Below are 5,986 nucleotides of genomic sequence, written 5' to 3' on the forward strand. Positions count from 1 at the left end.
TTTCTTAAGAAGTTAGGCGGGAGATAAACTGCCCGTAAAAGCCCGATTGGTGAGGGCTGATAATCAGTGGGGGATGAAGAAAACCCCCACTGATTAAAGTTTCACTTTATTGTAGTTTCTGACTGGTTTCGTGTAAACCGTGAATGTATTCAATTAAAGGTCCTTGTATCTATGTATTTATATATCGTTTTGAAGTTATCTATTCTATATTTTTCCTATAATTTAGTTTTAATAAACTCTTAAAATCTAGTTCAGCAATTAAGACACTTAATAATATAAGTGTTGCACCTATGTAACCTTTAAATGTGAGAGTTTCACCTGTAAAAAAGAAAGCGAAACCTGCAGAAAACACAGGCTCTAATGAAAAAATAAGACCTGCATGTGTAGGACTCGTATGTTGCTGCGCAATGACTTGGACAATGAAAGCCATTGCTGTACAAAATATGCTTAATACTAAAATTGAAAACCATGATTCAAACGTGTTAGGAAGTTTTGGGGTTTCCATAACCATTGAGAAAATGATACTAAATAGGCCAACAAAACCGAGTTGTAACACACCAAGAGCAATTGAATTCACATGCTTAGTCATGGTTCCAGTAACGATAATATGAACGGCATAAAATAAAGCACATAAAATGCATAATATATCACCATAGCCTATCTTCAATTCACTATTTAATGTTAATAATCCGATTCCTACTATGGTTAAAATAATTGCCAATACAACCTTTTTTTCAGGCCGTTGTTTTAAAAATATAGATGATAATACCGGAATGAATATGACTGTGAGACTCATTAAGAAACCAGCATTCGAAACAGTTGTATACTTTGTACCAAAAGTTGCAAAAACATAAACGATAAATAAAATGGAGCCTAATATAAACGCATATTTTACAGTTTTAAAATCAATTTTGATTAAATGTTTGTAAAATACGATGCCTGATAAAAGAAAAGCAATCATAAAACGCAATGAGATTAAATTATATTCTTCTACGTAAGTGAGTCCAATCTTTGTAAGTAAGATAGATGCACCCCAAAAAAATGTGACCAGTAGTAGCATTAAATCAGCTTTTAATTGTAGTTTCATCTCTATTTCCTCGTTAGCTTTTAAAATATTTTGTAATCCGTTACAGTAGACATCCATGTTAAGAACATGATCTGAAGAGATTATTAAACTGTGATGTCTTAAAAAACAAAACCATCTAATTCTCCAAGTTTGAATGAAAAATCAGTTATAAACCTCCAATCCTCGTTATTTATCCCGCTATTTGTGGGCAGTAATACTCCCGCCTCAAAATTCAGCGGAAGCATTGTCCAGCTTCAGTGGCTAGAATGTTCGGTGGCTTCGCTTCTTCCTAAGAGGTAAAAAAACACCTCTTAGGAAGAAGCTCCATCCCCCTCACATTCTGAACGAGCCACTTCCGCTTTTCTTAAGAAGTTAGGCGGGAGATAAACTGCCCGTAAAAGCCCGATTGGTGAGGGCTAATAATCAGTGGGGGATGAAGAAAACCCCACTGATTAAAGTTTCACTTTATAATTTGAAATTCTATACATTCTTTTTATTTATTTTAATATTAATTCTGAATATTTAAAACAAAAATATCCCACGTGAATGTATAGGTATAACTTTTGATAATAAAGAGAGCGTATTGTGTCTTTTAGTAAAACATACCTAAATAAGTATTGTTAAAAAACATTGACAGAATATTAATGCAACCTCTATAATACAAAACATACTTACAAAAGAACGTAGCTACGTCATATAAATTGAAATATAATTGAGCAATGAAGGGAATATAAGTAGTGCTTATCTCACTGTTTTAGAGAGCTGATGGAAGGTGCAAATCAGTACAAAGATAAGGATGAATTTCAATCCTGGAGCATCTTTTTCGAAGTAAAGGACGACCTTTATGAGGGAAAGACGGTCAAATATGAGATCGTTAACAAAGTCGAGAGGCAGGCTAAGTCTGCAACTAGGGTGGTACCGCGATATATTCGTCCCTACTGATACAATCAGTAGGGACTTTTTTATTATATGGAAAACATAATATTGGAAATGCAGTGAAAGGAATACAGTAATACTTATTTCCCTGTTTCAGAGAGCTGATGGAAGGTGTGAATCAGTACATAAATAAGTGTGAATTTCAATCCTGGAGCATCTTTTTCGAAATAAAGGGAGATCTTTATAGAGGGAAGGACGGTCAACAGATCGTTAACAAAATCAAGAGGCAGACGTAAGTTTGCAATTAGGGTGGTACCGCGGTGTAAATCGTCCCTGTCATTTAGGACAGGGACGATTTTTTTTATTATGAAAAGAAAAACTACAACAGATTCAATGAAATCTTTTGTAAAATAAAAAATCTTTATATAAAAATGAGGAGAGAAAATTATGGAATTACAAAAAAGGTTATTGCCGCGGCATGTCCGTTTGATGGCACTCGGAGGAGCAATCGGCACAGGTATATTTAAAGGGACTTCTGAAACAGTAGCAATAGCGGGGCCGGCAGTTATTTTTTCTTATCTATTTGCAGGATTATTGCTTCTTGTTGTAATGAGTGCAATTGCAGAGATGGCCATTGCTTATCCGGGGATGAATATGAAAGGGTTTATTCGTAAAGCACTTGGATCGAACGTGTCTTTTGTGATTGGATGGATGTACTGTTTCATGTTGTTAGTTGTATGTGTCATTGAAGTGATAGCTGCAGGAAGCTTTCTGCAATATTGGTTTCCTTCTATGTCTTTATGGTCTTTAAGTTTTATTAGCGCAATTTTCATTGTGGCTATTAATTTTATGAATGTAAAGCATTACGGAGAGTTTGAATTTTGGTTTGCCGGAATTAAAATTACGATGATCGTGCTATTTCTTGTTTTAGGTGGAGCTATTTTATTTGGAGTGATTCCGAGTAATGAAACGAATTATATGCAAAACTATGTACAGCATCAGGGATTCTTCCCGCACGGCTGGTCAGGAGTATTTTCCGCATTGTTAATCGTAATTTTTTCTTACGGTGGTTCTGAACTTATCGGATTGACTTTAACAGAAATGAAGGATACAGAGAAGGTATTGCCTAAAGTGATTAAAGGAGTATTTTGGAGAATCGTATTATTCTATACACTTCCAATACTTATCATTTGCGGATTAATTCCATGGAATGAAATTGGCAATCAAGCAAGCCCGTTTGTGCAAGTGTTATCTGCAGTCGGGTTTAAAGGATCAGCTCATATTATGAACTTCGTGCTTATTACAGCTGTTTTATCCGCGGCAAACTCCGGTATTTATGGCTGTACACGTATGCTGCATTCCTTAGCTGCAGAAGGAGAAGCACCGAAACAGTTTTCATATATTGCGAAGAACGGTGTCCCAGTATATAGCGTCATCTTGAGCTCTATCGTTCTTATCAGCGGGACATTTGTTGCATACTTTTCACCTGATCGTGTTTTTGGGTATTTAATGGCAATTCCAGGATTTACAGTATCATTGGTGTGGATCAGCATATGTTTAGCGCAACTGAAGCTTCGTAAAACATATACAAAATTGCCGCATTTTAAAGTATGGGGATTTCCATATGCAACATCGTTTACTGCGATTACATTAAGTATATGCTGCGTGGCATTTGCATTCAGCGATCAAAACAGAGCGAGTATTTTTCTTTGTTTAGGTATTCTAAGTATCTTAATTCTTTGCTCTGTTTTTGTAGGAAAAAAGAAAAGAGTATAGTAATACTACATTTTGAAGATAGATGAAAGGCAGACTGTTGTATGGTCTGCCTTTTTATTTTAAAAAAGTATAAGTGACCATTTTTACAGACATTTTTCTCTCCATAAGGTACACTTTATCCCGCATTAACGGGCAGTAATACTCCCACCTCAAAATTCAGCGAAAGCAAGGAAGTTAGGTGGGAGATAAACTGCCCGTAAAAGCCCGATTGGTTCAACTAATAATCAGTGGGGGATGAAGAAAACCCCCACTGATTAAAGTTTCACTTTATCAGAATCAATGCTAAACTATTGTTGCTGAATAATTGGGATTAAAATTGTAATAAACTTAAAAATTAAGGAGCTTGTCATGACAATTATCGATAAATTAAATCTAACGAAATTCAAAAATATGGCTGTAATCAATCAACCAAGTGACTATCATATCTTTACTGAACAACAAACGACCCTTTCAAAAGAACATGATGCTATTTTCATTTTTGTAGAAACACTTGATGAAATGGTTACACACACACAAACGATCCTTAGCGATGAACAGCTATTACTTGAAAAAGGCTATATATTTTTCGCATACCCGAAAAAAGGGAATAAGCGCTATGAAACCTATATTCACAGAGATGAAATGTTTCCAGCAATGAACGTTGGAGAGGATGGATATGTAGGTAATAGCGACATCAAGTTTGCACGTATGGTAAGCATGGATGACGTTTTCACTGTTGTCGGTCTAAAACGTGAAAAAAAGAAAGCAAAGAAAACAGCGAGTGCCAGCCAGTGCGTTGCGGATTATGAAGACAATGTGAAAGATGTGGAAGCATTATTAGCCGATCATCCAAATGAACTTAAATTTTATCAAAGCTTAACCCCTGGATATCAAAAAGACTGGGCACGTCACATATTCTCGGCAAAGCAACAACAAACGCGCGATAAACGCCATCAACAAATGGTTGATATCCTTTCACAAGGGTACAAAACAATTGATTTATTCCGTCGGAAGAAGAAATAAAGTGAAGCTTTCATCGGTGGGGATTTTCTTTATTCCCCGCTGATGGGTTAGTATATCACCATAACCTATCATTAACGGTAGTGAGTCTGCCTAATTTAAAAGGAGAATAAGCTCCTTTATTTTTTTTAAGCATAGCATGTAAAAGACTATGAAATAATTATAAAAAGTAGGTGGAAACATGCTATTTGATTCTGAACGTATTATAGGATTCCCAGGAATGGGCATGGGAGGATTCCCAGGAATGGGTATGGGAGGATTCCCAGGAATGGGTATGGGAGGATTCCCAGGAATGGGTATGGGAGGTCCAGGAATGAGCATGGGAGGATTCCCAGGAATGGGTATGGGAGGTTTTCCAGGAATGGGTATGGGAGGTCCAGGAATGAGCATGGGAGGATTCCCAGGTATGCTATAATCTTGATTTTTAATACTTTATATCTGGATAGGCTACACTTAGTTGGATAAAAAAGTTAAGGTCAAGTAGATTACATTTAAGATGAATTAGGAGAATGAAGTTTAAAATGAAGCTTGAATAAAGCCCCAATCCATTTAGAATAAAAGGATTGAGGCTTTTTGTTTTGTGTGATCCCGAGTGAGGCGAATTAGTGCCCTCTAGCCTGTCAAGATAATAGACATATATTTTATATTTCGGAAATATCGAGCGGAAAGCAAGTCGCATCAAGGGTTTATAGGGGATTCTATATTTTCTTATGCAAATCTTGTAACGTGGAAAAAATGAAATTTCTTGACCAGTGTTTAATTAGTTTCATATAAATTTTTTAAAGGCAGGGGTGTATTAAAATACAGATGAATACATCTGATGGTTAGTATATCACCATAACCTATCATTAACGGTAGTTAGTCTGCCTAATTTAAAAGGAGAATAAGCTCCTTTATTTTTTTAAAACATAGCATGTAAAAGAATATGAAATAATTATAAAAAGTTGGTGAAAACATGCTATTTGATTCTGAACGTATTATAGGTTTCCCAGGTATGGGTATGGGCGGCTTACTAGGAATGGGCAAAGGCTTACTAGGCATGATGGGCAAGGGCGGCTTACTAGGAATGGGCAAGGGTGGTTTCCCTGGTATGGGTATGGGAGGATTTCCAGGCATGGGCATGGGAGCATTTCCAGGCATGGGTATGGGAGGATTTCCAGGCATGGGTATGGGAGGATTTCCAGGCATGGGTATGGGAGGATTTCCAGGCATGGGTATGGGAGGATTTCCAGGCATGGGTATGGGAGGATTTCCAGGAAAGGGCAAGGG

At 36.6% G+C, this 5,986-nt stretch carries 5 protein-coding genes and 2 other annotated features; of the genes, 4 read left to right on the top strand and 1 reads right to left on the bottom strand.

What is annotated here, in order from left to right:
• Window positions 1–199 precede the first annotated feature (199 nt).
• A complete protein-coding gene (locus MR076_RS25685) occupies window positions 200–1,087 on the bottom strand; it encodes a DMT family transporter (RefSeq protein WP_242225396.1) in 888 nt (295 codons plus the stop codon).
• 689 nt (window positions 1,088–1,776) lie between these two features.
• Window positions 1,777–2,006 (top strand) — a binding site (T-box leader).
• Window positions 2,007–2,052: 46 nt separating this feature from the next.
• Window positions 2,053–2,280, top strand: a binding site (T-box leader).
• Between the two features lie 109 nt (window positions 2,281–2,389).
• On the opposite strand from MR076_RS25685, the gene MR076_RS25690 reads away from it, so the two are divergent.
• The 4 genes from MR076_RS25690 to MR076_RS25705 all read left to right on the top strand — a co-directional run.
• A complete protein-coding gene (locus tag MR076_RS25690; protein ID WP_242225397.1) occupies window positions 2,390–3,718 on the top strand; it encodes an amino acid permease in 1,329 nt (442 codons plus the stop codon).
• Window positions 3,719–4,066: 348 nt separating this feature from the next.
• Window positions 4,067–4,720: a YdeI/OmpD-associated family protein gene (locus tag MR076_RS25695; RefSeq protein WP_242225398.1), complete on the top strand. Its 654-nt coding sequence runs from the start codon at window positions 4,067–4,069 to the stop codon at window positions 4,718–4,720.
• Window positions 4,721–4,898: 178 nt separating this feature from the next.
• Window positions 4,899–5,132: a hypothetical protein gene (locus tag MR076_RS25700; RefSeq protein ID WP_242225399.1), complete on the top strand. Its 234-nt coding sequence runs from the start codon at window positions 4,899–4,901 to the stop codon at window positions 5,130–5,132.
• 540 nt (window positions 5,133–5,672) lie between these two features.
• The coding region (locus MR076_RS25705; RefSeq protein WP_242225400.1) for a hypothetical protein at window positions 5,673–5,986 on the top strand (314 nt) is incomplete at its 3' end.

Origin of the sequence: Bacillus cereus group sp. BfR-BA-01380 (genome assembly GCF_022663535.1) — a bacterium.
GTDB lineage: Bacteria > Bacillota > Bacilli > Bacillales > Bacillaceae_G > Bacillus_A > Bacillus_A cereus_BB.